This window comes from Pseudomonas sp. ASL7, assembly GCF_056680375.1.
This window is the reverse complement of sequence record NZ_CM155279.1, coordinates 6,278,054-6,303,308: the sequence shown is the minus strand read 5'-3', so window position 1 is coordinate 6,303,308 and position 25,255 is coordinate 6,278,054. Positions and strand designations below refer to the sequence as shown.

Sequence of the window (25,255 nt, the reverse complement as noted above, 5' to 3'; positions counted from 1 at the left end):
CATTGCCCCTGATCAAAAGCCACGAAAGTAATGAATTACCGGTTCAAAACCACGCAAAACACCGGGCCAGGGCCCGGTGCGAAGATCGTTTACCTCATCAAGGCTCACACCTGAATCGCCTTCACTTCGACGAACTCGTTGAGCCCTTCTTCCCCCCATTCCCGGCCATTGCCCGATTGTTTGTAGCCACCGAACGGCGCTTGATAGTTGAACGCGGCGCCATTGAGAAAACATTGCCCTGCCCGCAGCTGACGGCCCAGTTGCAAGGCGCGTTCAGTGCTGCCGGCCCAGACACCGCTGGACAACCCGAACGGTGAATCGTTGGCCATCTCAATGGCCTGCGCTTCGTCGGCGTAAGGAATCAGGCACAACACCGGACCAAAGATTTCTTCCTGAGCGATGCGCATCCGGTTATCGACATCCGCGAACAAGGTTGGACGGACGTAGAAACCACGCTCGAACGCCTGCGCTGTCTCACCACCACACACCAAACGTGCGCCTTCCTGCTGGCCGACCTGAATGTAGTCACGCACGGTGCGACGTTGCGCCGCCGAACACATCGGTCCGAGGAAGCTTTGCGGGTCCAGCGGATCACCCATGCGCAGGCTTTGGGTCTCGGCGATGGCCAGTTCCACGGCTTCGGCGTAACGGCTGGCGGGTAGCAACATGCGGGTCAACGCGGTGCAGGTCTGCCCGGAGTTGATCATCACGTCCTGCACGCCGTAACGCACAGCCGCCGCCAGATCCGCCTCTTCGGCAATCAGCAGCGGCGACTTGCCGCCCAGTTCCAGGCACACCCGCTTCACCGAAGGCGCCGCCGCTTGCGCCACGCGTACACCGGCGCCGGTGGAACCGGTGAACGACACCATGTCCACGTCCGGGTGTTTGGCCAATGCTTCGCCAACCTTCGAACCTGGCCCGCTGATCAGGTTGAACACCCCGGCCGGCAAACCGATGGCTTCGATCATCCGGGCCAGCAAAAAGGCGTGCAACGGGGTTTCCTGACTCGGCTTGACCACCACGGTGCAACCGGCGGCCAGCGCCGGAGCGAGCTTGCCGATCAATTGATGCAGCGGGTAATTCCACGGATTGATGAAGGCGCAAACGCCCACCGCTTCACGAATCACTAACGAATTGCCCACCTCGCGCACTTCGTCCATCAGGCCGGCGAGTTCGACGTACTGCTCAAGCCCCTCGATTGGCCCGTCCACCTGAACCGAACGGCACCATTGCACCGGCATCCCCAGTTCAGCGGTGATCACCGCGGCCATCTCATCGGCACCCGCGCGCAATTGCTCGGCGAGGGCACGGATGTAGCCAGCACGCACGCTCGAGGGCGTGCGCGACCAGGGACCAAACGCCCGACGTGCGGCCGCCACGGCCCGGTCTACATCGCGCTCATCACCCAGCGGCACCGAACCGGCGACGTCTTCCGTGGCCGGGTTAATCACCTCGGCGATGCCCTGTCCGGACGGGGTTTGCCACTGACCATCAATAAACAACGTCTTGTAGTTATGCATACTGGCGAGCCTCCATCAGCTCACGGGCACAACGGGCGATGCGCTGGCAGGCGTCCCGCAGCGGTTCTGCCCCCACCACCAACCCCAGGCGAATATGCCCGGCGGCGCTCGGACCGAACGCTTCGCCGGCCAGCACCGACACGCCATGGTGGTCGAGCAAGCGGTCGGCGAACGCGTGGGCGCTGAGTCCGGTTTCGCGGATATCGACCATCACGAACATCCCGCCATCGGGTTTCAAGGCACGTACGCCGGGGCAGTCGGCCAGTCTTTCACAGACCAGATCGCGGCGCTGACGGTAGGCCTCACGCATGGCTTCCAGTTCCGGCAAATGGCTTTCCAGGGCGACGACAGCGGCGTCCTGAATGAACTCCGGCGAGCCGTACAGCATGCACAGCGCGAGGTTTTCCAGGTGCGTCGACAGGGACGTCGGCGCCACCACCCAGCCGACGCGCCAGCCGGTCATGGCATGGGATTTCGACAGGCTGTTGAGCGTGGCGGTGCGCTCAGCCATGCCCGGCAAACTGGCCGGACTGACGTGTTCACCTTCGAACAACAACTCGCTGTAGACCTCATCGGAAATCAGCCACAGGTCGTGGGCAATGCACAGTTCAGCCAGCGCCTCCCAGGTGCTTCGCGGCAGACTGGCGCCCGACGGGTTGTGTGGGCTGTTCAGCGCCAGCGCACGAGTGCGCGGCGTGATGCGGGCCGCGACGTCTTCGGGCAGCACCCGAAAACCGTTTTCAGAGCGCACCGGCACCGGAATCACCACCGCGCCACACGCACCGAACACCGCTTCGTAAGTGACGTACATCGGCTCGGCGACCAGTACTTCATCGCCGGGGTTGAGCACGCACTGGGCGACGCAGAACAATGCGCACTGCGCACCGGCGAGCACGGTGACCTGGTCGGCCGAGACCTGCTGGCCGCTGCGTTGCTGGTGACGCTTGGCGATACTTTCACGCAAAGCGCGCTTGCCGCGCACTTCGGCGTAGTGAGTGTTGCCGTTCAACAGACTGTCGATGGCCGCCTGCACGATGGGCACCGGGGTGTCGAAGTCCGGGTCACCCACCGACAACAGCAGAATGTCTTCGCCCTGTTCCTGCAGCGCCAGCGCACGGTAATGAATCCCCCAGGCGGCAGCGCCGTCACCGGCGATACGTTGAGTCAGATCGGAAAAGCGCATGGCGATACCCCTGTAAAAAAATGAAAGTCAGTGCGCGCACGCGTGCTTGAGTTCGATCAGGGTCACGCCATTGCGCTTGAAGCCATGGCGCAAATCGGTTTGCAGTTCCGCCAGACTTTGCGGCTGGCTCACGGTGCAACCGAACGCTCGGCCAAGCGCGGCGAAGTCCGGGTTGCGCGGCAACACGCCGATCGGTTCGATATCCAGCCCGAGCATGTCGTCGCGAATCTGCCCCAACGCATCGTTGTTCCAGAGCAACACCACCAGCGGGCTGTCGAGCTCTTCAACGGCCGTCGCCAGTTCCTGCGCGGTGTAGAGAAAACCGCCGTCGCCCACCAACACCAACCCTGGCCGTTGCGGCGCACCAAACTTGGCGCCGATGCCGGCGGGCAAGCCATACCCCAAGGTGCCGTAGCCGGTGGGGTGCAACCAACTGCGCGGGGCCAGGCTGTCGAAGGCGTAGTTGCCGGTGTAGGCCAGTTGGGTCATGTCGGTGCTGATGAACGCGTTGTCCGGCAGCTCGGCTTCGATACGTTGAAGAATCGCTTGATGGATCGACTGCAACGGACCGTGGCCGGCCTTCACCGCTTCACGCAATGCGGCGACGGCAGCGATGGCCGCACTGGCATCGCGTGGAGTGGGCGACAAACGCTCCAGCAGCGCAGCGAGGGTTTGCTGCGCATCGCCGTGCAACGCCACCGCGCACGGGTAAAAGTCATTGAACTTGCGCGGGTCAATGTCGACGCGCAGCAACTCGGCATTCAGTGGCAGGCGCTCGCGCCAGAAATCGGTGTCGGCCAATTCGGTGCCGACAGCCAGCACCACGTCGGCCTCGCCGATCAGGTTCCAGCCCGGTTCCACGCACAACGTCGAGCCGGCATTGAGCGGTGCATCGGGCGCCAACAAGCCTTTTCCGGCAACGCTGGTAAACAGCGGCGCGGCCAGCCGGGTGCTGAGTTCGTGCAATGCCTGCTGCGCATTCAATGCGCCACCGCCGGCGATAATCATCGGCCGCTTGGCGCTTTGCAGCTTGGCCACGGCCTCCTCAAGTGCCGCCCTCGATGCCGGACCGCGCCCCGGACGACGCACTACGTTGTTGCTCCAGTCGCGGCTGACTTGCGCTGCCAACACATCCAGCGGCACCGAAATATGCACCGGGCGCGGACGCTCGCTGTCGAACACCGCGTAAGCGCGGGCGATCAGTTCGGGCAGATCATCGGCGCTCAATGCGACCGCCGAAAACGCCGTGATCGGTGCGGTTATGGCGCGCTGATCCTGGGTTTCGTGCAGGCAGCCCCAGCCTTTGCCGAGGCTGGCGGTGTGGTTGACGCTGGAAATCACCAGCATCGGAATCGAGTCGGCATAGGCCTGACCGATGCCGGTCGCGGCGTTGGTCACGCCAGGCCCGGTGATGATGAAACACACGCCCGGTTTGCCACTCACGCGTGCATAGCCGTCGGCCATGAAACTGGCGCCTTGCTCGTGGCGCGTCAGGACGTGGCGAATGCCGCTGCCGGGCAGGCCGCGGTACAACTCCAGCGTGTGCACGCCGGGAATCCCGAACACGGTGTCGACGCCGTAGTTGGCCAGTAGACGCACCAGTGCCTGGCCGCCGGTCAATGTCGTGGTTTGCATGTTCATATCCTCACTCGTGGCCGAGACGAATCAACGCATCGACCGCAGTCGTGCCGTGGGCACCGACCAACAATGGGTTCACATCGAGTTCCAGCAATTGCCCGGCGTTCTCGCAGGCGTAATCGGCCACCGCACGAATCGCCGCCACCAGCGCGTCGAGGTCCGCCGCTTCGCGACCGCGAAAGCCTTGCAACAACGTCGCACTGCGCAGGCTCAGCAACGCGGCGCGAATGGCGCCATCGGTGGTGGGCAGCAACAGGCTGCGGCTGTCCTTGAGCAACTCCACCAGAATCCCGCCGGCACCGATGACCAAGGCCAGGCCGAAGTCGTTTTCGCGCTTGATGCCGACGATCAATTCAGCCAATGGTGGCGTGGCCATGGGTTCCAGCAACACCTGATCGAACGGCACCTGCGGCGCGTAATCGGCAATGCTCGCGCGCATTTTTTCCAGTGCTGCGCTCAGGGCGGCGGCGTCCTTGAGGTTCAGCGCCACGGCGCCGGCTTCGGTTTTGTGCGGCAGTTGCGTGCTGACCGCTTTTAGCACTAGCGGGTAACCCAACTTGTTTGCATCACTCAATGCGTTGTCTGGAGTGCTCAACACACCATTGGGTGTCGGCAGGCCAAAGGCACGCAGGGCCAGTTTCGATTCCCACTCGTTGAACACACGACCTTCACCTTCCAGTGCCTGCGGACACAACGGCACCAGCGCCGACTCGCCCAGCGCCAGCAGCGCCTGACGATTGCGCTGATAGCCGGCGATTCGGCCCCAGGCCGCCAGTCCATCCTCAACGCCTTGCAGCGCCGCCACGCCTTGCGCGTGCAGACGTTCACGAGCGTGAGCCGGCAGCAGTTCAGGGAAGGCCGAGGTGACGAAACCGGTCTTGCCGTGCCGCACCAGCGCGGCGCAGAACAACTCCAGCAGCAGATCGCATTCCTTGCGTTCGCCAGTGAACTCCGACGGGTAATCGAGCACCAGCATCGCCGCATCGGCTTCGGTGCGCAGGGCGCTGTCGAGCATGCGGTTCAAGGCGTCGCCGTCGCCCCAGATCGCCGTGGTGAAATCCAGCGGATTGACCAGGTTGGCGTAGCTCGGCAGCACGTCGGCAAGCTCACTGCGCTGACCTTCATCGAGTTTGGGCAAGCCCAAGTCGTTGCATTCGGCATAGTCGGCAATCAACCCGGCGTCACCGCCGGAACAGGCCAGCGCGATCAGGCTGTTGCCCGACGGCAGCTTGCCGCACGCCGCCGCCTTGAGGGTTTCGACAAAGCTCACCGGACCACTGACGCGAATTACCCCAAGGCGCGCAAACAAACTGTCGTACAGCGCATCGGAACCGGACAGCGAACTGGTGTGACTGATGGCCAGTTCGGCGCCGATCTGCGACACGCCGGTTTTCAACGCGATGATCGGAATGCCCTTCTCCAGCGCCTTGTGCGCGGCCCGGGCAAAACCCGGCACGTTTTTCAGGCCTTCGAGGTGCAAGCCGATGGCGGTGACGCGTGGCTCGTCGAGCAACACGTCCATCAACTCGGCGATGCCCAGTTGCGCCTGATTGCCCACTGATGCCATGTAAGCCACCGGCAGCGAGCGGTCGCTCATGGACAGGTTGTAGGCGAAGTTGCCGCTCTGGGTCAGGACGGCGACGCCCTTCTCCACCGACTTGCCGCCGTGAGCCACCGGCCACAGCGCCGAGCTGTGCAGATAGTCCAGAACGCCGTAGCAATTGGGGCCGAGCAACGCCATGTGGCCGGCCGCCTTGAGCAACTGTTGCTGCAAGGCCTGACCTTCGTCGCCCGTCTCGGCAAACCCCGAGGCGTAGCAGATCGCCCCACCCGCGCCCTTTGCCGCCAGCTCGGCGACGCAGGTCAGGGTCAGTTCACGGTTGGTCGCGATAAACACCGCATCCGGGCCGCATGGCAGCTCGGCGACGCTGCGCACACACGGCACGCCTTCGAGGCTTTCGTGCTGCGGGTTGACCAGCCACATCTGCCCAAGGTATCCGCCCTCGGCGCAGCGCTTGAGTGCCCGGGCCATGCTGCGGCCACCGACAAACGCCAAGTGGCGCGGCGCGAGCAGGCGTTTGAGGTTGTCACGAATGGTCTGCGACATGCGTATTCTCCAGGCTGATCAGCGCAGCAACGGCCGCAGCAGTTCGCGGGAAATGATGTGGCGCTGGATCTCCGAGGTGCCTTCCCAGACGCGCTCGATCCGAGCGTTACGCCAGATGCGCTCCACCGGGCATTCATCCATCAGGCCCATGCCGCCAAAGATCTGCACCGCTTCATCGGCCACCCGACCGAGCACTTCACTGGCGAACAGTTTGGCCATGCCGGCCTCACCATCGGTCATGGTGCCCTGGTCCATTTTCCAGGCGGTGTGCAACGTCAGCAGCTCGGCTGCGCGGATCTGCGTGACCATGTCCGCGAGCTTGAACGAGATGCCTTGATACGTGCCGATTGGCTGGCCGAACTGCTTGCGATCCGCCGCCCATTGCAGCGATACGTCGAGTGCACGTTGCGCTTGACCGACGCAGTTGGCCGCTACCATGACGCGCCCGGCGGTGAGCCAGGCGTTGGCCACTTCCCACCCCTTGCCGACTTCACCCAGCACTTTGGACGCCGGGACACGGCAGTCGTCGAAGAACATTTCGTAGGTGTGATAACCGCGATTGCTCACACACTTCGGGCCACGGCGGATGGTCATGCCCGGCGTGTTGCGATCCACCAGGAACGAGGTCACCGCGTTACGCTTGCGGCCGTTGTGCTCGTAGGTGTCGGTGACCGCGAAGACAATGGCGAAATCGGCGTGCCCGGCATGGCTGATGAAGTGTTTGCTGCCATTGAGAACAAAGTCGTCGCCCTCGCGCACGGCGCGGGTCTTGATCGCGTTGGCATCGGAACCGGCGCCCGGTTCGGTGAGCGCGAAGCAATCGATCTTCTCGCCCTGAATGCACGGCAGCAGGTAGTCGTTGATCTGATCACCGGTACAGGCCATGAGGATTTTCGACGGCCGCGCAACGAACACATGCAGCGCCCATGACACCTTGGACAGCTCGCGTTCGATCAGCGCCTGAGACAGGTAATCCAGACCGCCACCGCCCACTTCTTCAGGCATGTTGAAGGCATAGAAACCTGCCGCAATCGCCTTGCCGCGAATCTGCGCGGCCAGCTCCGGAGAGACTTCGTCGGCGCGATCGACCGCTTCCTCATGGGGCAGCAGTTCCTTGGCGACAAAGCTGCGTACCGCGTCCACCAACATTTCTTGTTCTTGGGTCAGTTGGAAATTCATGGTGCTACCTGTTGTTCGTTCACGGGTTAGAGGTGCGTGGCAACTGCGGGCTTATTGGCCGACAAACTGTGCCGGGCGTTTTTCGATGGAGGCGCGCAAGGCTTCGGCGCCGTCTTCGCTGCGACCGCAGAGCAGACCCGCGGCCAGTTCGGCTTGCAGTTGTTCCGGCAAGCTGCGCCCGGCGCCTTCGCGCATGAGTTTCTTGGTCTGGGCGAAGGCGAACGTCGGGCCGTTGGCCAGGCGCGTGGCCAGTTCAGTGGTCACCTCGAGCAGTTGCTCATCGGCGCAAACTTCGCCGACCAGGCCGGCGGCCAAGGCCCGGTCCGCGCCCCACAACTCATCGAGAAACAGCAAGCGCTTGGCCTGTTCGGTGCCGATCAGCCGTGGCAAATGCCAACTGGCACCGGCGTCCGGCGAGTACGCCATGCTGGTGTAGCCGGCCTTGAACCGTGCCGATTGACCGGCGATGCGCAGGTCGCAGCACAGCGTCAGGTCCATCCCGGCGCCAACGGCAGTGCCGTTGATTGCAGCGATGGTGGGTTTTTCCAGGCTGTACAAGCGGCTCATCAAGGCATGGGCGGTTTCGGTCCAGCCGTAGGTTTCCAGCGCACCACGGGCTTCGGCTTCGGCCCACTCGGCGAGGTCGGCGCCAGCGCAGAAACTGCGACCGCTACCGGTCAGCACCACGACCCGAACGGCGGGATCGGCGTTGAACTCGTCAAGCAAGGTGTGAAGGTTTTTCAGGGTCGGGATGTCCAGCGCATTGCGCTGAGCGGTGCGATTGAGGGTGATCCAGGCAATACCGGCTTCGACCTGACTGAGCAGAGAAGATTGAGTAGTCATGCGAATCCTCGAATTATTGTGTTTGGCGTGAGGTGATGCGACTTGAGGCCATACTAAACGAGTGTTCAGTAAGGCGGCAATCTGTGATCTCTAAGGCTGTAACAGCTTAAAAACATAGATAAGTTATTGGTTTTAAACGGTTTATTTGTTTGTTGGGGGGATGTGGGGGAAAGGCTGTTACAACTTTGAACAACTGGGTACAGGTTGGGTTTGGTTCTGGTTTGGTTTGTTGGGGTTGGGGGCATATCCGTTTTTTTGGTAGCGGCTGCTGACGGTTTCGCTCTTACAGCGAGTCACTTTTGACAAACGCCCGGAATGCCGGCCCAGTCAAAAGTAACCAAAAAGTCTTGCCCCTCCATTCGGTGCCTCGCCTAGGCTCGGCATGCCTTAACGAAGGCATTGCTCCGGGGGCCCGCCGCCATCGGCCATCCATGGCCGGGGGCGGCTACCGCGGCATCCTTGCCGCGGTGCCCCCTGCGCAACGCCTGCGTTCGGCCTCTGGGAAAGGGGCAGGCAGATCAAGATCAGCAGCCAAAGCAACAGCAAGATCAACAGCTTCGCGAGCAGGCCTCGCTCCCCGTATGTTGAGAATCATGTAGGAGCGAGCTTGCTCGCGATGAATTCGAAGGCAACGCATTTTTCCAGACAGCACGCGTTATCGTTCACGTCCATCGCGAGCAAGCTCGCTCCCACATTGGATCGGCGTACCGCAATTATTCCCCCCTACAATGGATCGGCGTACCGCTTTTGATTCTCACCACTCATCAGGCCGAGCGTTAGCTCGCCTTCAGCTTTTGATCTCGATGCACCGCCCCCTCGAGAGGCCGAGTGGAGGTTCTGCGTAGTGGGCAACCCGGCATGGATGCCGGGTTAGCCGCCCCCGGCCATGGATGGCCGATGGCGGCGGGCCCACGGAGCAGGACCGGAGCGAGGGCATGCCGAGCCACAGCGAGGCACCGAACGAAAGGGGCAAGAGCGTTTGGTTACTTTGCGCTTTTCAAAGTGACCCGCCGTAAGGGCGGAACCAATAGCCGCCGCTACCAAAAAAACGGATATACCCCCAATCAAATCACCTACAACTAAACCCCAGACAAACTCGGCGCCAAAGCCCCCTGACGCTTACGGTGAATCAGAAAATAAGCCCCATAACACACCGCAATAAACCCAAACCCCCAATACAGAGAAGGACGCTGAGTCTCATCCAGCGCAAGAAACACAAACAATGAGCAGCACAACGCAATGCACGTCAGCGGCAACAGCGGAAACCACGGCGCCCGGTATTTCAAATCGCTGAGCTTGCCGCCATCACGCAGGTAAGCCTTGCGGAACTTGTACTGCGCCAATGCGATAACAATCCAGGTCACCGTGCCCGACATCCCGCTCACCGCCATCAACACCATGAACAGCGTGTCGGCCGCGACAAAACTGGTCATCAGCGACACCAGCGCAAAGCACAAGGTAATGCTCAACGCCCGCAATGGAACGCCACGCTTGCTCAACGGCGCCAGGCTTTTCGGCGCCATACCCGTCTTCGACATGGCCCACAGAATACGCGTCGAAGCGTACAGCCCGGAATTACCCACCGACAGAATCGCCGTGAGAATCACGAAGTTCATCAGGTCGGCCGCGTAGGGAATGCCGACCATGTCGAACACCTGCACGAACGGACTTTCCATCAGCCCGGCCTGCTGCCACGGCACGATCGCCGACAGCACGACAATCGCCAGCACATAGAAAATCAACACACGAAACACCACATTGCGAACCGCGCGCGGAATGCTTTTTTCCGGCTGATCGGTTTCGCCAGCCGCCACACCCATGATCTCGCAACCCTGGAAGGCGTAGACCACGGTCATCATCACCGCGAACACCGCCGACAGTCCGTTGGGGAACAACGAGTCGCCGATCAGGTTGCTCATCATCGGCGCCGGTGCGCCGCTGTTCAGCGGGATAGCACCGAAAATCACCAAGACACCGACCACGATGAAACCAAGAATCGCCGCGACCTTGATCCCGGAGAACCAGTATTCCGCCTCACCGAAGGCGCGGGTCGCCAACGCATTCAGGCCGAACAACACCACCACGAACAGCGCTGACCAATACCAGATGGGAATCGTCGGGAACCATCTCACCATCAACATGCCCGCCGCCGTGAACTCCAGACCCACGGTGGTCGCCCAGCTCATCCAGTACACCCAACCGATCATGAAGCCGGTGGCCGGGCCGATGAATTTGGTGGCATGGGTTTGAAACGAACCGGATACCGGCATCTGCACGGACAATTCGCCCAGGCAGACCATCACCAGGTACATCAGGAAACCGGCGACCAGGTAGGCCAGAATCGCCCCCACCGGCCCGCCTTGGTTGATCGTCACGCCGGAGCCCATAAACAGCCCGGTGCCGATCACGCCGCCCAGCGACAACATGAAAATGTGCCGGCTTTTCAGGGCGCGGGTAAGTTGGATGCCTTTGCGTTCGGTAGTGTCGTTCATGTCCGCACCTCAGTAGTCAGCGAGGTGCGCGGCATGGCGCAGGGAAGGATGAGCTTTACGGCCGTTCATTATTATTATCTCCAATAAGCTTCGAAGACCGCGCTTGTGGCGGTTGCGTCGATTATTGGAAGACCATGTAAGGTCCCGTTGACCGTAAAGATCAAAGTTGTAAAAAGTCGTAACGAACTTGTACGTCAGGTGTGCAACAGGTCCGCCAGCGTCTGATGCGAACGAAGCAGTTGATCATTCAGCTGCGGCGCCAGCCCGCCCAACGCCGACTCGTCGTTGGCCATCGCAGCCTCTTCCAGTGCCCTTAGCACGTTGGCCAATGCGCGAAAACCCAATGAGTCGCTGCTGCCCGCCAAACGGTGCGTCAGGTGAGCGACTTCGGTGCAATCGCCGGCCTCGATCGCTTCGGTGATTGCTTCGCGATGCTGCAGGATCGAGTCGCGCAACACCGCCAGCAATCCCTGAAGTTTCTGTTCGCCAAGTAAGGTGCGGTGGGTGTGTAACAGGGGCCAGTCCATCTCCTCGTCATCGTGCGGCGCAGCGGGCGTCGCGGATTGTCCGGCCAGCGCCTGTCGCAGCGTGCCGAGCTTCAGGGGTTTGGCGAGAATGCCGTCCATTCCAGCATCCAGATAACCGCGCACCAGTGCCGGCTGCACACTCGCGGTCAGGGCGAAAATCCGGCTGTGACGGTTCGGACCTGCGGTGCTGCGAATCCGTGTGCACACGTCGACGCCGCTAATGCCGGGCAGATGCACATCCAGCAGGATCAAATCGAAGGTCTGAACCGAGCATTGCGTCAGCGCCTGCTCGCCGTCTTCAGCGAGCCAGACCCGATGCCCGTCCCTTTGCAGCAAGCCACTGACCACATCACGGTTCAGCGCCACGTCCTCGACCACCAAAATACTCAGCGCCCGGCCGGGTTCACTGCTGAGTGCGGCCACACCGGCCACACCGGCCACACCGGTCGCCGGTTGCAACGTCAGGTCGAACCAGAAACAACTGCCCCGCCCGACTTCACTTTCCACACCGATCTGCCCGCCCAACTGCTCCACCAGATGCTTGCTGATGGCCAGCCCGAGCCCGGTTCCGCCAAACCGTTGCGCCACCTCTTCGCTGGCCTGGGTGAAACGTTCGAAAATCTTTTGCTGCATCTGTGGGGCAATGCCGATGCCATTGTCCTTCACACGCCAGCGCAACCGCTGCCCGATTTGCCCGGGGGCTTGAGCCAGCACAACCACCTCGACGCTGACCTGCCCGCCCTCCGTGAACTTGATCGCGTTGGCCAGCAGGTTACTCAACACCTGACGCAAGAATTGTTCGGCGCCGTTGTACAGGTCAGCGACCTGCGGATCGATACGACACTGCAACAGCGTATCGTTGCCGAGTGCACGCGGCTCAAGCAGCGTCAGCACTTCGTCGAGCAATTGGCGAACGGAAAAGTCGACCGGTTCAGGGTGGCTGACACCTTCCTCCAGTCGCGCGAAATACAGCACTTCATTGAGAATCGACAGCAACCCTTCGCCAGCCTTGTACAACGCCTCCAGACGTTTGCCGTCGCGCTCATCCAGTCGCGCATCGCGCAGCAGTTCGGCCATGCCGAGGATGCCGTTGAGCGGCGTGCGCAACTCATGGCTCATGGTCGCCAGGAACCGTGACTTGGCGAGGTTGGCCGCTTCGGCTTCGTCTTTGGCGCGCATCAGGCTGGCGGTGCGGCGCTCGACCATTCGCAGCAGTTCATCGCGATTGTCTTGCAGCGCCAGTCGATCGGTTTCCCGACGGTCAATGTCATGGAGGATCGCCCTGCGCATGTCGTCCAGGGCATGCGCCACGGTGTCGATTTCGTCCTCGTTGCCGCTGCGGCTTTTGTCCAGGTGCAAGGGCTCGTGCCAGTCACCGGCGGCGATGCGCCGGGCGAACTCGGCCATGACTTGCAGGTGACGCGTCACCAAGCGGTAAAACAGCCCCGACAATGCCACCGCCAACCCGCACAGAAACACACTCATCCACAGCAGGCTGGTCAAACCGGTGGCGTATAAACGCTGATGCACGGCGCCCAGGTCGGTGCTGACTTCCAACTGCCCCAGATGCCGCACGGGACCTGACGGAGGTTGATAGTCCAATTCAAAACGCTCGATGCGCAATGGCCCCACCGGGTCCGGATCACCTTGCAGCACATCGAAATCGGGACTGGTCAGATGAACCCGCGCCACGTCGGAGAAGTCCACCAGGCCTCGCAATTGCACATTCAATTGTTCCTGGTTCAAGTCCCACAAGCTGCGCTCGAGACTGGCCAGGTAACCGGCGCGAATCAGCTCCATCCGCGAGTCGATGTCGCGCATCTCGCGGCGGTATTCGAAGTACAACTGCACGGTGCTCGCCAACACGGTGAAGCACAGGCTGAACAACAGAATGAACAGCAGCAGACGCCGCAACAATCCACCGGGCCGAGCGCGAATCATTGCGTATCCGCCGGCAGGTTGATCATGTCGCGGTAGGTGACTTCACTTTCGTTGAGCAAACGCTCGACCTCCCCGCTATCGACCATGCGTTTCAACTGTGCATCGATCTCCGGCATGCGGCTCGCCAATGGGGATTTGCGCGAGACGGCAACCCGCAGGTAGTCAACGCTCAGGGAAGTGGGCAGCGCGACGATGTCTTGCGCGCCCGGCAGGTTCTCGACGTAAAGCTCCCCGGTGCGTCGCTCCGAGGTGATGAAGTCGATGCGCCCGCGAATCAGTTTGCCGAAGTTCTGGCGGCTGTCAGAGACCCATTCGATGTTCTGGTGTTGAGCGACGAAGCGGTCGAAGTCCACGCCATAACTTTCACCGAACAACAGCCCCCCACGGTACTGGGCCAGGTCCTCCAGACGTTCGAATTTCACCGGACGCTGACGGTTGACGAACAAGGCGACTTCCTCACGCAATACCGGCACCGTCGAAAACACCATGCTCTGTTCCCGTTGCGCGGTGCTGTAGGCCAGCACGACATCGACCCGGCCTTCGGCGGCATCCAGCAGGCAGCGCTTCCAGTTGCCGAGCACGATGACATCGACCTCGTAGCCCAATCGCCCAAAGAGGTTTTTCACCACACTCGGTGCCAGACCGCGCACGTGCTTGCCGTCGCTCCAGGAGATCGGCGGGTACACCGGATAGTCGCAGTAGCGAATTTTTTCCGCCGCGATAGCGCTGTTCGCAACCAACGCCAACAGCAGCCCGAACACACGCCGCATAGACTTCAGGCCGCCACGCCGGCGGTGAACAGGTAACCGGCGCCGTGAATGGTGATGATCAATTGCGGCTCGGCCGGGTCGTCGTGCAACTTGCGGCGCAAGCGCCCGACCAGCACGTCGATGGAGCGATCGTTGGGCACCCATTCGCGATTGCGGATCTGATCCATCAACTGATCACGGCTTAAGGTGTGGCCGCTGTTGCGCAAGAACACACTGAGCAACTGGTACTCGCCATGGGTCAGCAGGGTTTCGCTGCCGGCGGGGTCGATCAGGCGACGGCGGTCAGTGTCCAGCGCCCAGTCCGCGAACTGTTTGACAGGCCGGGAGACCGCCGCCACCGGTTGCGGTAACTGCGCGTGCCGAACCCGGCGTATCAGGTTTTTCGCCCGGGACACCAGCTCACGTGGATTGAGGGGTTTGATCACGTAGTCATCGGCGCCGCACTCAAGGCCGACGATACGATCGATTTCATCGTTGCGCCCGGTGATCAGAATGATCCCGACTTCCGAACGGACCCGCAGCTCACGGGTCAGCGTCAGGCCGTCCTTGCCCGGCAAACGGATATCGAGCATCACCAGATCGACGGTCTGGCTCACCAGAAAGGTTTCGGCCAGCTCCGCCGTGGCGGCGCAATGCACCTCATACCCTTCCTGGGACAGGTAGGCGTGCAACAGTTCGCGAATCAGCGGATCGTCATCGACGATCAGTACCCGAGGAGTCATCGCTTGGTGTCCCGCGTATGCCCGAAGGCGTGTTTCTTATTAGAGTGATTACCGCATTGGCGCCAGAGAGTATCGACAGCTGAACGACCGATCAACAGTCCGTCGTCTGGACGCAAAACCGTTGGCGACCGCCCGCCTGTAATCCGTCGACCCAGGCTTCGCAAATCTGAATGCCTTGCTCCGGGGTGAAGGTTCCGGGGTTGAGCCCCGACTCCAGCCACAAACCGTCGAGCAACGCGCTGAGGCTGATGGCGGCCAGATCGGCGTCGAAGTTTTCCCAACCCTCCTCCTGCGCCAACTCGGTCAGCACCTTGCGCAAGATGCCGCGATACTCGCCGTAGGAATGCTCATGCGCGAGATTGATCGACTCCGCGGTCCTCACCGCGCCCCAGAATGCCAGCCAGGCATCGATCAATTGCGGGTCGAGCAATTCGGCGGAAAACGACCCGCGAAAAAATGCCGACAAGCGCTCGCGGGCGTTGGGCGCGGCCTGCGCCATGGCATCGCGTAACAAGCTCATGACCCGACCGGTAATCGACATATAGGCCTCGGCCACCAGTTCATCCTTGCCGGAATAGTGATGGCTGATCAGCCCGACCGACACCCCGGCCTCGGCGGAAATCTTGCGGATCGACGCGCCCTGGAAGCCGTGGCGCTTGAGGCACACCAGCGTAGCCTCGATCAGGTTGGCCTTGCGCAGCTCCGGCTCCATCCGGGAAAAACGGGCTTCCTGACTCATGGGCAACACTCTCCGTGGATCAATCGTTAAGGGCGCGGCGGTGAAGCCCGCGAGCTGAACGACTGTACAGCAAGAGTGTGGCAAGTCTCCAGTCAGTCGCATGCTTGAGAGACCGTGTTGTCGTCATCGTCCGGCGGCGTTCTGACGATGGGGACATCATATTCAGCATTGATGTCGCCTGAAAATCTGCTATCGCGAGCAAGCTCGCTCCCACAGGGGATTTGCAGTAAGTAGCAGATCCAATGTGGGAGCGAGCTTGCTCGCGATGGCGTCAGCCCACTCACAGAAAAATTTGGATCAATCCCGATAACCCGGCGCAATACGGTCAAGCAATCGCAACAACGCCGCCCACGCCAGTTGCATACCGTCCGGGTCACTCAACTGCCCCTCCTCCAACGGACGGCCAGGATCGTTGAACTGGCGCTCGGTGTGTTCACACACCTCGACCGGCGGCAAAACCAGCTCACCGGCAGCTTGCGCGGCCAACTGGATTTCGCAAGCTTTTTCCAGGTAATACATGCGCAAAAACGCCTGGCTCACGGACTCACCGACGGTCAGCAAACCGTGGTTGCGCAGCATCAGCACCGACTTGTCGCCGAGGTCCTGCACCAGGCGCTGCTGTTCGCTCATGTCCAGCGCCACGCCTTCATAGTCGTGGTAGGCAACCCGACCATAGAACTCCATGGAAATCTGGTTCACCGGCAACAACCCGCCTTTCAACGCCGCCACCGCACAACCGGCTTTGGTGTGGGTGTGCAGCACGCATTGCGCGTCGTCGCGAGCCCCGTGAATGGCGCTGTGAATAACAAATCCTGCCGGATTCACTGGGTACGGCGATGGCTCCACGGCCCGACCATCGAGGCCGATCTTCACCAGATTGGACGCAGTGATTTCTTCAAACATCAGCCCGTACGGATTGATCAGGAAGTGATGCTCGGGCCCCGGCAAGCGCACCGAGATGTGGGTGAAGATCAGATCGGTCATGCGAAAGTGCGCAATCAATCGGTAGCAGGCGGCCAACTCTTCGCGCAGGCGCTGTTCGGTAGCGCTGCGCTGAGGCGTCGCGCCAAGGTTCGTGACGATTTCGTTCATTTGTTGTGGTTCTCCTGGCTGATCGACTGTGCGAACAGTAAGGCTGGACGCGTACGGCGTCCAGCCGATGGCACTTACTTGCTGGCCCAGGCGTTGAAACGTTCTTCCAGTTCTTCGCCGTGATCGACCCAAAATGCCACGTCCATCGACAGCGCGCCTTTGAGGTTTTGCGGCGAGGTGGGCACCCATTGGGCGAGTTTGCTGTCCAGTTTGGCGGCGGCTTCGGTATTGGTCGGGCCATACGGGATCTGCTCGACGTACTTGACCTGAGCGTCCGGCTGGTTGGCAAACGCGATAAAACGCTTGGCCTGATCGACATGTTTCGAGCCTTTAATGATCGCCCAGTAATCCATGCCGTACAGGCTGCCCGGCCAGACCAGCCCAAGGTGGCTGCCGCTTTGCGCGGCGGCGGCCACACGTCCGCTGTAGGTCGACGTCATCACTACGTCCCCGGCCGTCAGCCACTGCGCGGGTTGCGCGCCGGCTTCCCACCACTGGATATAGGGTTTGAGTTCAGTCAGTTTGGCGAAGGCACGGTCGACACCCTGCGGCGTGCTCAACACCGAATACACGTCTTCGACCTTCACGCCGTCAGCCAGCAAGGCGAATTCCAGGTTGTACACCGCACGTTTGCGCAAGCCGCGCTTGCCAGGAATTTTCTTCACGTCCCAAAAGTCGGCCCACGAGGTCGGGGCCTGCGCCAGCTTTTGCGTGTCGTAGGCAATCGCTACGCTCCACACCAGCGCCGCCGAGCCGCACGCCTGCGCCGCATCGGGAATCAACTGCTCGGCGCGGCCCAGGGTTTTCCAGTCGAGCTTTTCGTACATGCCTTCGTCGCACCCGCGCATCAGGTCCGGGCCTTCGATCTGCACCACGTCCCAATCGGCGTTGCCGGTATCGACCATCACTTTGATCCGGGCCATCTCGCCGTTGTATTCGCTCTGGATCAGCTTGCTGTGGTCCGCGACGCTGAACGGCTGGAAAAATGCCACGTCCTGGGCTTTCTGGCCGGCACCGCCGTAACCCACCACCACCATGTCCGGTGCTGCCTGAGCGTTACCCAGGCCCATGGCCAGGGACAGCAACAAGGGATAAAAACCGTGCTTGAGCGTGTTCGATTTCATCAGTGGTTCCTCTTGCCGGTGCCACTCGACGAAACGCCGCGTGACCCTTTTTATTGTTGTGAGGTTCGCCCCAGGTTCGGGCGCAAAACGAATCTACTGCGAGACACAGTAAAAAAACAAGTTGATTTTTTACTACGAGTAAATTTCTATAGGCAAATAATAACAGCGCCGAAAACCCGGTTTTCGGTGTCAGCCTGTCTGGAGTACCCGCACCATGCCGACCTCGTCCACCGCGTTTGCGCACCTGTTCGAACCCTTGCAGCTGCGAGGCAAACGGCTGAAAAACCGCATCATGTCCAGCGGTCACGACACCTCGATGCCCACGGACAACCTGGTCAACGACCAGTTGATCGCCTATCACACCGCGCGGGCCGAAGGCGGTGTCGGGTTGATCGTGCTGCAAGTGGCCGGGGTGCATGACAGCGCGCGGTACACCTCCCATGTGCTGATGGCCACCGACGACGCCTGCATCGAGGGTTACCGAAAAATCGCCCAAAGTTGCCACGCGCACGGCACGGTAGTGCTGTCGCAGGTCTTCCATCCGGGTCGGGAAATCATGGAGTCCAGCGATGGCCTGCTGGCCGTCGCCTACTCGCCATCAGCGGTGCCCAACGAGCGGTTCCGGGTGATGCCGCGTGCGCTCGATCAAGCGATGATCGATGAGATCGTCGCCGGTTACGGCGCAGCGGCCCGTCGCCTGTATCAGGCTGGAATCGACGGTGTGGAGGTGGTCGCCAGCCATGGTTACCTGCCGGCGCAGTTCATCAACCCACGGGTCAACCGTCGCACCGACGGCTACAACGGCGAGCTGGAACAACGCCTGCGTTTCCTGCGCGAAGTGATTGCGGCCGTACGCGCCAACACTGATGAACACTTCATCATCGGCCTGCGCATTTCCGCCAACGAACGCGATCCCGAAGGCCTGACCGAGGATGAATCCCTGGCTGCCGTGCAATTGCTGCAACCGTTTTTGGATTATGTGCACATCGTCGCGGGAACCTCGGCGTCATTAGGCGGCGCGGTACACATCGTGCCGCCCATGGCGATCGAAGCCGCCTATCTGGCCAAGGAAGCCGGAACGTTCAAGGCGGGCCTGTCGATTCCGCTGTTTGTCACCGGGCGCATCAACCAGCCTCAGGAAGCCGAGTTGATTCTGGCGCGCGGCCAGGCCGATGTGTGCGGCATGACCCGCGCGTTGATCTGCGACCCGCAAATGCCCAACAAAACCGACACCGGCCACGTCGAAGATGTGCGCGCCTGCATCGCCTGCAATCAGGCCTGCATCGGCCACTTCCACAAAGGCCTGCCGATTTCCTGCATCCAGCACCCGGAAACCGGGCGCGAACTGATCTTCGGGCAGCGGCAACCGACCACCCAGCGCAAACGCATCATGATCGCCGGCGGCGGTCCCGCCGGGATGAAAGCCGCCGCCGTGGCCGCCCAGCGCGGACATGACGTCACCCTCTACGAAGCCAGCTCGCAACTCGGCGGCCAGGTATTGCTCGCGCAACTCTTACCAAAGCGTGCCGAGTTCGGCGGCGCCAGCACCAACCTGCAACGTGAAATGGAACTGGCCGGCGTGCGTGTCGTGCGCAACACCCGCGTCGACCGGACGCTGGTGGAACGCGAGCGGCCGGACATGGTGATCGTCGCCACCGGCGCCGAGCCTTACTGGCCGGCCTTCGAGCGCGGCGGTGAATTGCAGGTCGTAGACGCCTGGCAAGTGCTGCGCGATGAAGTCCAGATCGGCCGTTCCGTGGTGGTCGTCGACTGGCGCTGCGACTGGATCGGCCCCGGCATCGCCGAACGCCTGGTACGCGCCGGGCATCAGGTGCAACTGGCCGTCAACGGCACCCATTGCGGGGAAAACCTGCCGCTGTACGTACGCGATCAACTGGCCGGCGAACTGCACAAACTCGGCATCCCGATCACGCCCTATGCCCGCCTGTACGGTTGTGACGACAACACCGTCTACCTGCAACACACCGCCAGCGGCGAACCGATGCTGTTCGAAAACATCGACACACTGGTGCTCTGCCAGGGTCATCAACCGGTCGACACCCTCGGCGCAGAGTTGCAAGGCCTGGTGGAGTTCCGGCGCATCGGCGACTGCCTGGCACCGCGCACTGCCGAAGAAGCGATTTACGAAGGTCTGAAAGTCGCCTGGGAGCTTTAAGGCTGTTTATACTCCGGGGTTTTTACGCAAACCCCGGTTCGGAGCACGCCATGAGCAACAGCAGCACGATGCCGCCTGCCAACAGTGCGCCTACGCAAGACAGCGCCACGGCGGAACCGCATTTTCTCGGCACCCGCATTCGTGGCCTGCGCAAACGCCGGGGCATGACCCTGGCGGAATTGGCGCAGATGAGCGAGCTGACGGCGGGCTATATCAGTCAGCTTGAACGGAATCTGGCTTATCCCTCCATCCCTGCCCTGTTCAACATCGCCCGTAGTCTGGGCGTAACCATTCAGTGGTTCTTTGCCAGCGAAGCTCAAACGACACCCGAAGACGATGGCATTGTCGTTCGCAAAAACAGCCGGATGAGCGTGCACTACGAAGACGGCATCGTTGATCACCTGCTGACGCCGCAGCCAAATCGGCAACTGGAGATGCTGCACTCGCGGTTTCCGCCGGGGACGTATAGCCAGCAGAGCTACAGCCATGAAGGTGAAGAGGCTGGGTATTTACTGTCAGGGAGTTTTGAGTTGTGGGTCGGGGATCGGCATTTTCAGCTGAGTGAAGGGGATAGTTTCAGCTTTTCGAGCCAAGAACCCCATCGGTATGGGAATCCTGGAGAAGTGGATGCGGTGGTGATTTGGGTGATTACGCCACCTACGTTTTAAACGTGCGCAAACGAAAAAAAAAGAAGTCCGCAACGCAAATTCGCTGAGGATCTGAGAAGCCCTGCTCACTGATTTTTCTGCTGAGTTGAATCTTCAGATGCCAAGGTGAGTGGCGGTTCCGGTGCTAGCGCCACATCGCTCTCAACTTCTGCCGGAGGTTGAGGAGTCACCCGGGTAAAACGCGCCACGAAACGGCGGACAACCCATTCAATCAGTGAAAGGACTCCATAGGTGACGAAGCCAAAAATCAGCCCGACGCCCACAATGCTCAAGGGATGAATTTGCACTGCGTCAGGGCTTTCCAACAGGTATTGAAAAGCCTGAAAAGCCACAGCCAGACAGGCCCCAGCGGCTGCCAGCAGCTTCACAGACAACCAAAGCAGTCGCCATCTGTTCATGCATCCTCCCGTCATCCGGCGATGTGTTCTGTTATGCATGATAGCTAATGAGCTGGATGCGCCGTATTTCTTGAATGCCCGGCGGCTCACCGGCATTCGCCATAACGCCAGGAAAGGATCAAAAAAACGGCTTTGGGCTAATGCCGTGCTTTTCTGATACATGCACGGCAAAGGCCACCTGGTCTTTTCCTGCATCATCTTTCGGTAAGCCGAAGACACTGCAACGCCCTCTTTCGATGCATAGCAGCGCCCCATTTCAGACCGAGCGCGCCTGTTCCCCCAGTCTTTTGTTCTCCACCGCGGAGGAAACATTGGCAAGCTGCTGTATTTGCATGAGTTTTTTTTAAAAGAATATCTGGCACACATTCTGCTCTGATTGAATCAGAACGGGGTGAGTCGCCAAATGGCACTCATAGCGCTTGGCACACAGGAGCAACACCAAGGCGAACTAGGGTTCCGGCTCATGCACATGAGCGCTGGTCCGAGAGTTCTCCGGTCCTAAGGATCAGGACTACACGGCGGGATAAAAGCCCGGGAGACGCGATGTCATCCCGTGCCGCTTTTTTCCAACGTGTAGGAGTAACGCCATGTCAGCTTTAATGTTCCGTTCGCTGCGCAAGACTCTGATTGCAACGACTCTAGTGACCACCGCATGTGTCATTCCGCTGGCCGCCCAGGCAATGGAGAAGCTGACCATTGGTACGGCGGTCTGGGCCGGTTACGGCCCCTTCTATGTCGCCGACAAACTCGACCTCTATAAACAGCACGGCCTAAAAGTCGAACTGAAGTTTTTCAGTGATCCGTCCTTGGTTCCCACGGCGATGGCGAGCCATGCCTTGGACGGTGGCATGCTGACCTACGACCAGGTCGTCGGCTCGGCAGCCAAGGGCCTGAAGCAGCAGGTCGTGATGCCTATCGACTTTTCCAATGGCGGTGATGCCATCGTCACCGACACGTCGATCAAGTCTGTCGCCGACCTCAAGGGCAAGCAGGTAGGGTTCAATCCATTGTCCCCGTCGGACTTCCTGCTGGCGTATGCCTTACAAAAAAACGGGATGAGCGAGAACGACATTAAGCCTGTGAACATGACCCCCGAAGGCGTTCCTGGTGCGATGGCGTCGGGCAACCTGGCGATCGGTGTGACCTACGAACCGAGCGTCTCACAAATCCTGTCCATGAGCGGCGGCAGCAAGTTCAAAGTACTGTTTTCGTCCAAGGACGCTCCGGGCCTGATCACCGATGTGCTGGTGTTCGACAAGGCGGTGATCGCCAAGCGATCCGTGGCGATCAAGGCGCTGATGCAGGGCTATCTCGATGGCTTGGCCTATATGAATGCCCATCCCGATGAAGCCGCGCAAATCATCGGTCAGGTGCTGGGTGTCAGTGCCACCGAGGCCAAGGCGCAGATGAGCGGTGCCTACAATATCCCGCTTGGCGAGATGGCGAAGAGCTTTACCCCATCGCTGGAGACCAGCTCGTTGAAGGGCAGCGGAACGATCATCGCTCAACTGCTGAAAAACAACGCCCAGATATCTGCCATCCCCGACCTCAATGAAACCTACGACGCGAAGTTCACCCAAGAACTCGCCCAGTAAATGCCAATAGCGGGCCCATCGGCCCGCCTTCGCGGGAGATAACCATGTCGACCAAATCACTGTCTCGTTATAGCGACATGTTCAACAGCGAATTCGATCCTGAGAGATGCGCGCTACTGGTGATTGATATGCAGCGCGATTTTTGCGCTCCCGGTGGCTATGCCGATCAGGCTGGCATGGACATCGAGAAACTGCGCATGTCGATCGAACCGATCCGCCGAGTACTGGAACAAGGCCGAGCCCGCGGCTTGTTGGTCATCCATACCCGTGAAGGCCATCGCCCCGATCTAAGTGATTTGCCTGAGCCCAAACGTCGACGCGCTGAATGCGCCGGTGCGGCCATCGGCAGCATGGGTCCATTGGGACGCTTGTTGGTTCGCGGCGAATACGGTCATGACCTGATCGATGAGCTGCAACCGCTGCCCGGTGAACCCATCATCGACAAACCGGGCTACAGCGCCTTTGCCCAAACCGATCTGCAGTTACTACTGGCCGTGCGAGGCATCCGCCAATTGATCCTGACGGGCGTGACTACCGAAGTCTGTGTGTCTTCAACGCTGCGAAGCGCCATCGATCGGGGCTTCGACTGTCTGACCGTCGCCGACGCCTGCGCCTCGGCGTATCCGCAATTACACGCTGCGGCGCTGGCCATGATCGGTGTCGAAGGCGGATTGTTCGGTACCGTTCTCGACAGCGCCACCGTGGTAGAACAGCTAAGGACTTGCCCATGAATTGTGTTCCTGAAAGTTATCTCGGTGGCTGGATCACGGTGCCCTACCCTACTCTCGCCAACAGCCAGGAGACGTCGCCATGACTGCGCACGAGCCCATCAGTAAATCTACTGCCTCAACCTGCGCGCCACCTGAGAAGCGCCCGTCACGTTGGTGGGTCATTCGCGGTGACTTGTCGCGACGCAGCACCTGGACTCTCGCCACGGCCGGGCTGGTTTCGCCTTTTCTACTGTGGTGGGCCTATACCGCGCTGGGGCTGGCCGACCCGATGTTCATGCCTAGCCCGCAATCGGTAGTGCTGAGTGTCGGTCGATGGTGGAGCGATGAGGGCCTGCTCAGCGATATAGGCATCAGCGTCTATCGGGTCATGGCTGGTTTTGGCCTGTCAACATTGCTTGCGATCCCGTTGGGCTTGTACATCGGTACCTATCGCCCGGTTCAGGTATTTCTCGAACCCCTCACCGATTTCATTCGTTATATGCCAGCGGTGGCCTTCATTCCGCTGGTGATGCTGTGGGCGGGTATCGGCGAAGGCTCCAAGATTCTCATTATTTTCATCGGCACCTTTTTCCAGATGGTACTGATGGTGGCCGAGGATGTGCGCAGGGTTCCCATGGCGCAGATTGAGACGGCGCAGACCATGGGCGCTTCGCGTAGCGAGATCGTCAAACTGGTGATTCTGCCCTCGGCCCGACCGGCACTGCTCGACACGTTGCGAATCACTTGCGGCTGGGCCTGGACCTATCTGGTGGTCGCCGAACTGGTGGCCGCCAACTCCGGCATTGGTTACGCCATTCTCAAGGCACAGCGCTATATGCATACCGACAAAATCTTTGCCGGCATCATGCTGATCGGCCTGATTGGCCTGCTCACCGATCAGGCATTTCGCTGGATCGGTCGACGCGCCTTCCCCTGGAAGAGGACATGAAGATGAACCTACCGAAAATATCCGTCAAACAGGTCGGCAAAACCTTCCACAGTGAAGAGCGCGACGTGGAAGCCCTGCAGAATATAAACCTGGAGGTACAGCCCAACGAGTTCATTACCTTCGTCGGTGCCTCCGGTTGTGGTAAATCCACACTGCTGCGGATCATCGCCGGACTGGAAAGCCTGAGTAGTGGTGACATCCTGCTCGATGGCCGCCCCATCGACGGACCTGGTGTAGACCGGGCCATGGTCTTCCAACACTACAGCCTCTACCCGTGGCTGACGGTTATGCAAAACATCAAGTTCTGTCGCCGACTCAAGGTGATCTCTGACAGCGTGCGCAACGACAGCGACATCGAAACCGCCAGTGGTCGCGCTGATGCATTGCTCAATCTGATGGGCTTGGGTCATTGCATCGACGCTTATCCCAGCCAGCTCTCCGGCGGCATGCAACAACGGGTCGCCATTGCCCGGGCGCTGATGCCCAAGCCCGCGACCCTCTTGATGGACGAACCTTTCGGCGCTCTGGACGCCCAGACCCGTGAGGTGATGCATGACTTGATTCGCCATGTGCATCGCTTGGAAAAAACCACCATCCTGTTCGTCACCCATGACGTCGAAGAGGCCATTTACCTCGGCAGCCGCGTGGTGCTGATGGCGCCTCGTCCGGGTCGCATCGATTCGATTTTCGACGTGCCATTGCCATCCCTGAGGCATCAAGACATGAAGCTCGCACCTGAATTTACCGAACTCAAGCGCCAGATTCTTGCCCGTATCCGTGAAACCTCGGGGATGCAGACCGACCTCGATCAACTGACCAAACTGACCGCTGTCAACGCCTAGCGTCGAGGCGGAGCTGGAGCTGCACGTTGGTGCGGCTCCA

General features: G+C 60.6%; 20 protein-coding genes and 1 riboswitch. Of the genes, 6 read left to right on the top strand and 14 right to left on the bottom strand.

What is annotated here, in order from left to right; genetic code table 11:
- Positions 1 to 104 precede the first annotated feature (104 nt).
- The 13 genes from AC1MDT_RS29110 to AC1MDT_RS29050 all read right to left on the bottom strand — a co-directional run bounded on the left by AC1MDT_RS29110 (position 105) and on the right by AC1MDT_RS29050 (position 17,877).
- Positions 105 to 1,520 (bottom strand): aldehyde dehydrogenase family protein, encoded by a 1,416-nt coding sequence (locus AC1MDT_RS29110; RefSeq protein ID WP_480420100.1) that lies wholly within the window; start codon positions 1,518 to 1,520, stop codon positions 105 to 107.
- Positions 1,513 to 2,703 carry a pyridoxal phosphate-dependent aminotransferase gene (locus AC1MDT_RS29105; RefSeq protein ID WP_480420099.1) on the bottom strand — a complete coding sequence of 397 codons (1,191 nt, stop codon included), beginning with the start codon at positions 2,701 to 2,703 and terminating at the stop codon, positions 1,513 to 1,515. The genes AC1MDT_RS29110 and AC1MDT_RS29105 overlap by 8 nt, the downstream gene beginning before the upstream one ends.
- A 27-nt stretch (positions 2,704 to 2,730) precedes the next feature.
- Positions 2,731 to 4,338, bottom strand: coding sequence for a 5-guanidino-2-oxopentanoate decarboxylase (locus tag AC1MDT_RS29100; RefSeq protein WP_480420098.1), 1,608 nt, complete (start codon positions 4,336 to 4,338; stop codon positions 2,731 to 2,733).
- A gap of 10 nt (positions 4,339 to 4,348) precedes the next feature.
- Positions 4,349 to 6,448: an acetate--CoA ligase family protein gene (locus AC1MDT_RS29095; RefSeq protein WP_480420097.1), complete on the bottom strand. Its 2,100-nt coding sequence runs from the start codon at positions 6,446 to 6,448 to the stop codon at positions 4,349 to 4,351.
- 18 nt (positions 6,449 to 6,466) lie between these two features.
- Positions 6,467 to 7,627, bottom strand: coding sequence for an acyl-CoA dehydrogenase family protein (locus tag AC1MDT_RS29090; protein ID WP_480420096.1), 1,161 nt, complete (start codon positions 7,625 to 7,627; stop codon positions 6,467 to 6,469).
- Between the two features lie 51 nt (positions 7,628 to 7,678).
- Positions 7,679 to 8,470, bottom strand: coding sequence for an enoyl-CoA hydratase/isomerase family protein (locus AC1MDT_RS29085; protein WP_480420095.1), 792 nt, complete (start codon positions 8,468 to 8,470; stop codon positions 7,679 to 7,681).
- Between the two features lie 1,079 nt (positions 8,471 to 9,549).
- Positions 9,550 to 10,962: an amino acid permease gene (locus AC1MDT_RS29080; RefSeq protein ID WP_480420094.1), complete on the bottom strand. Its 1,413-nt coding sequence runs from the start codon at positions 10,960 to 10,962 to the stop codon at positions 9,550 to 9,552.
- Positions 10,963 to 11,156: 194 nt separating this feature from the next.
- Complete coding sequence (locus AC1MDT_RS29075; protein WP_480420093.1) at positions 11,157 to 13,430, bottom strand: ATP-binding protein; 2,274 nt, start codon at positions 13,428 to 13,430, stop codon at positions 11,157 to 11,159.
- Positions 13,427 to 14,200 carry a substrate-binding periplasmic protein gene (locus tag AC1MDT_RS29070; RefSeq protein WP_480420092.1) on the bottom strand — a complete coding sequence of 258 codons (774 nt, stop codon included), beginning with the start codon at positions 14,198 to 14,200 and terminating at the stop codon, positions 13,427 to 13,429. The genes AC1MDT_RS29075 and AC1MDT_RS29070 overlap by 4 nt, the downstream gene beginning before the upstream one ends.
- Positions 14,201 to 14,205: 5 nt before the next feature.
- The gene (locus tag AC1MDT_RS29065) at positions 14,206 to 14,922 is read right to left on the bottom strand and encodes a response regulator (protein WP_480420091.1); all 717 of its coding nucleotides are present in this window, start codon (positions 14,920 to 14,922) and stop codon (positions 14,206 to 14,208) included.
- A 91-nt stretch (positions 14,923 to 15,013) separates the two neighbouring features.
- Positions 15,014 to 15,661 carry a TetR family transcriptional regulator C-terminal domain-containing protein gene (locus tag AC1MDT_RS29060; RefSeq protein ID WP_480420090.1) on the bottom strand — a complete coding sequence of 216 codons (648 nt, stop codon included), beginning with the start codon at positions 15,659 to 15,661 and terminating at the stop codon, positions 15,014 to 15,016.
- A gap of 297 nt (positions 15,662 to 15,958) precedes the next feature.
- Complete coding sequence (locus tag AC1MDT_RS29055; protein ID WP_480420089.1) at positions 15,959 to 16,753, bottom strand: class II aldolase/adducin family protein; 795 nt, start codon at positions 16,751 to 16,753, stop codon at positions 15,959 to 15,961.
- A gap of 74 nt (positions 16,754 to 16,827) precedes the next feature.
- A complete protein-coding gene (locus tag AC1MDT_RS29050) occupies positions 16,828 to 17,877 on the bottom strand; it encodes an ABC transporter substrate-binding protein (protein ID WP_480420088.1) in 1,050 nt (349 codons plus the stop codon).
- A gap of 214 nt (positions 17,878 to 18,091) precedes the next feature.
- Here AC1MDT_RS29050 and AC1MDT_RS29045 point away from each other — a divergent pair, with 214 nt between their 5' ends.
- Positions 18,092 to 20,053, top strand: a complete 1,962-nt coding sequence (locus tag AC1MDT_RS29045; RefSeq protein ID WP_480420087.1) for an oxidoreductase — start codon at positions 18,092 to 18,094, stop codon at positions 20,051 to 20,053.
- A gap of 68 nt (positions 20,054 to 20,121) precedes the next feature.
- Positions 20,122 to 20,721 carry a cupin domain-containing protein gene (locus AC1MDT_RS29040; RefSeq protein WP_201119509.1) on the top strand — a complete coding sequence of 200 codons (600 nt, stop codon included), beginning with the start codon at positions 20,122 to 20,124 and terminating at the stop codon, positions 20,719 to 20,721.
- A 65-nt stretch (positions 20,722 to 20,786) separates the two neighbouring features.
- Here AC1MDT_RS29040 and AC1MDT_RS29035 read toward each other — a convergent pair whose 3' ends face one another.
- Positions 20,787 to 21,281 carry a hypothetical protein gene (locus AC1MDT_RS29035; protein ID WP_480420086.1) on the bottom strand — a complete coding sequence of 165 codons (495 nt, stop codon included), beginning with the start codon at positions 21,279 to 21,281 and terminating at the stop codon, positions 20,787 to 20,789.
- 275 nt (positions 21,282 to 21,556) lie between these two features.
- Positions 21,557 to 21,659, top strand: a riboswitch (guanidine-I (ykkC/yxkD leader).
- Positions 21,660 to 21,706: 47 nt separating this feature from the next.
- On the opposite strand from AC1MDT_RS29035, the gene AC1MDT_RS29030 reads away from it, so the two are divergent.
- The 4 genes from AC1MDT_RS29030 (at position 21,707) to AC1MDT_RS29015 (ending at position 25,215) form a co-directional block, all read left to right on the top strand.
- Positions 21,707 to 22,714 (top strand): ABC transporter substrate-binding protein, encoded by a 1,008-nt coding sequence (locus AC1MDT_RS29030; RefSeq protein ID WP_480420085.1) that lies wholly within the window; start codon positions 21,707 to 21,709, stop codon positions 22,712 to 22,714.
- Between the two features lie 44 nt (positions 22,715 to 22,758).
- On the top strand, positions 22,759 to 23,445 hold the full coding sequence (locus tag AC1MDT_RS29025) for a cysteine hydrolase family protein (protein ID WP_480420084.1): 687 nt from the start codon (positions 22,759 to 22,761) through the stop codon (positions 23,443 to 23,445).
- Between the two features lie 79 nt (positions 23,446 to 23,524).
- Positions 23,525 to 24,373 (top strand): ABC transporter permease, encoded by an 849-nt coding sequence (locus tag AC1MDT_RS29020; protein WP_480420083.1) that lies wholly within the window; start codon positions 23,525 to 23,527, stop codon positions 24,371 to 24,373.
- Between the two features lie 2 nt (positions 24,374 to 24,375).
- The gene (locus AC1MDT_RS29015) at positions 24,376 to 25,215 is read left to right on the top strand and encodes an ABC transporter ATP-binding protein (protein WP_480422883.1); all 840 of its coding nucleotides are present in this window, start codon (positions 24,376 to 24,378) and stop codon (positions 25,213 to 25,215) included.
- The last annotated feature ends 40 nt before the right edge of the window (positions 25,216 to 25,255 follow it).